1 protein-coding gene is annotated in these 1,640 nt (G+C 49.6%); it reads right to left on the bottom strand.

All coding sequences use genetic code 11. From position 1 onward, the window contains the following. Positions 1 to 1,640: hypothetical protein (locus DK866_RS19470; protein ID WP_208624201.1), on the bottom strand; the 1,640-nt coding region annotated here is incomplete at both ends.

Below are 1,640 nucleotides of genomic sequence, written 5' to 3'. Positions count from 1 at the left end.
TGCTGACCAATCAACTCAGCCGCATTATCCAGCTTCGCTTTAACTTCGGCTTTTTCTTTGTCAGACGCATCATCCGGCAGATCGTCGATCGCCGTATCAGTGTCATCAATCACATCGACGTCTAACAGGCTGTCGATGATTTGCTGAGCATTTTCTAAGGCTAATTGTGCGTCATCTAACTGACTTTGCGCTTTATCTGCCACCAACTGCGCATCGGCAGTATCGACCCCTTTGGCGTTCGCTTTGCTGATCAACGCATCTAATTTAGCTTTCACCGCTTCAGCATTAGCAACGGCTTCTTGCGCGGCTTTTAGGTCGGCTTGTGCTTGAGCTAAATCGGCTTTATCACCGCTGGCTTGCGCTTTTTCCGCTGCGGTTTCTGCCGCTTGGGCTAACGTTAAGGCATCAGTAATTTGCTGACCAATCAACTCAGCCGCATTATCCAATTTCGCTTTAACTTCGGCTTTTTCTTTGTCAGACGCATCATCTGGCAGATCGTCGATCGCCGTATCAGTGTCATCAATCACATCGACGTCTAACAGGCTGTCGATGATTTGCTCAGCATTTTCTAAGGCTAATTGTGCGTCATCTAACTGACTTTGCGCTTTATCTGCCACCAACTGCGCATCGGCAGTATCGACCCCTTTGGCATTTGCTTTGCTGATCAACGCATCTAATTTGGCTTTCACCGCTTCAGCGTTAACAACGGCTTCTTGCGCGGCTTTTAGGTCGGCTTGCGCTTGGGCTAAATCGGCTTTATCCCCGCTGGCTTGCGCTTTTTCCGCCGCAGTTTTTGCCGCTTGGGCTAACGTTAAGGCATCAGTAATTTGCTGACCAATCAACTCAGCCGCATTATCCAATTTCGCTTTAACTTCGGCTTTTTCTTTGTCAGACGCATCATCTGGCAGATCGTCGATCGCCGTATCAGTGTCATCAATCACATCGACGTCTAACAGGCTGTCGATGATTTTTTCAGCCGCATTCAACGCACTGTTGGCGTCATCTAGCTGACTTTGCGCTTTATCTGCCACCAACTGTGCATCGGCAGTATCAACCCCTTTGGCGTTCGCTTTGCTGATCAACGCATCTAACTTGGCTTTCACTGCTTCAGCGTTAGCAACGGCTTCTTGCGCCATTTTTAGGTCGGCTTGCGCTTGGGCTAAATCGGCTTTATCACCGCTGGCTTGCGCTTTTTCCGCCGCGGTTTCTGCCGCTTGGGCTAACGTTAAGGCATCAGTAATTTGCTGACCAATCAACTCAGCCGCATTATCCAATTTCGCTTTAACTTCGGCTTTTTCTTTGTCAGACGCATCATCTGGCAGATCGTCGATCGCCGTATCAGTGTCATCAATCACATCGACGTCTAACAGGCTGTCGATGATTTTTTCAGCCGCATTCAACGCACTGTTGGCGTCATCTAGCTGACTTTGCGCTTTATCTGCCACCAACTGTGCATCGGCAGTATCGACCCCTTTGGCGTTCGCTTTGCTGATCAACGCATCTAATTTGGCTTTCACTGCTTCAGCGTTAACAACGGCTTCTTGCGCGGCTTTTAGGTCGGCTTGCGCTTGGGCTAAATCGGCTTTATCCCCGCTGACTTGCGCTTTTTCCGCCGCGGTTTCTGCCGCTTGGGCTAACGT

It is taken from the genome of Proteus genomosp. 4 str. ATCC 51469, from assembly GCF_003144375.1.
Taxonomy (GTDB): Bacteria; Pseudomonadota; Gammaproteobacteria; order Enterobacterales; family Enterobacteriaceae; genus Proteus.
The sequence above is the reverse complement of the archived record's forward strand: the minus strand, read 5'-3'. Positions and strand labels throughout refer to the sequence as shown.